Here is a 997-nt window from a genome sequence, read left to right on the forward strand (position 1 = left end):
GGCGCGAGCAACCGGGGCATCGTTCACCGGCATCACGAGCAGCGTGACCGTTGCCGTGTCACTGCCCCCCTGGCCATCGCTGATCGTGTAGTCGAACGTGGCTGGGCCGCTGTAGTTGGCCTGCGGCGTGAAGACGATGGCCCCATCGACGAACGACACGCTGCCGTGGCTGGCATTACCGACACTCGTGACGCTCAGCGTATCGCCCTCGACGTCGGTGTCGTTGGCAAGCAGATCTCCAGGACGCAGGTAGATCGCGGTATCTTCCGCGGTCGTCAAAGGGGCATCGACGACGAAGTCGCCGAGTGGCATGTACTCGCCGTCGCCGAACTTCAGCTCGGGCTGGAAGATCGCATGCTCACCTTGATCCCAGTAGACGATCTCTATGGCATGCGTACCGCCCTGCACCACCGTAAAACTGTGCTCGTTGGTCGCCGGGCTTTGGTTGTGATCGACCGTGGCCACCGGTTTGCCATCGATCATCACCTGATAGCCATCGTCCGAGAGGATCTTGAACGAGTAGCTGCCTGCTTGCAGCTCGACGACACCTCGCATCCGAAGAATGGCATCGGTCCCTGTCGCCGGCGTATCGGTGCTTAAGGAATCAGCGTCTGCCCCGAGAAACGCCTTCAGATTGGTGGGGTTGGCGAGATTGCCACTGATGTAGTTGTAGAACAGCGAGCTTGCCACGAAGGTGGCATCGGGCGTGCCTTTCTCGGCGATGAATGCCTGGGCCTGCGAGACGCTCGAGAGATTCGGACCATCGGCGTCAGCGCCCTCCTGGTAGGCGAAGTACTCTGAGTAAAGCCCGCCAAACTTGCCATTCGTGGCATAGCTATCGTCGTTCGCCACCGGCGCATCGTTGGTGCCGGTCACCTTGAGGGTCACCGTCTGCGGTGCACTCACCCCACCATTGTTATCAGTCGCCGTGTAGGTGAAAGAGACGTTGCGGCTCTCGCCCGCCTTCAAGCTGTCGAAGTCCGTGCCCGGGCTGAAG

1 protein-coding gene is annotated in these 997 nt (G+C 60.9%); it reads right to left on the bottom strand.

The genetic code is table 11. The features are described 5' to 3' along the window. Nucleotides 1–997: tandem-95 repeat protein (locus DOM45_RS19940; RefSeq protein WP_157958483.1), on the bottom strand; the 997-nt coding region annotated here is incomplete at both ends.

The organism is Salinicola lusitanus (assembly GCF_003206045.1).
GTDB classification, from domain to species: domain Bacteria; phylum Pseudomonadota; class Gammaproteobacteria; order Pseudomonadales; family Halomonadaceae; genus Salinicola; species Salinicola lusitanus.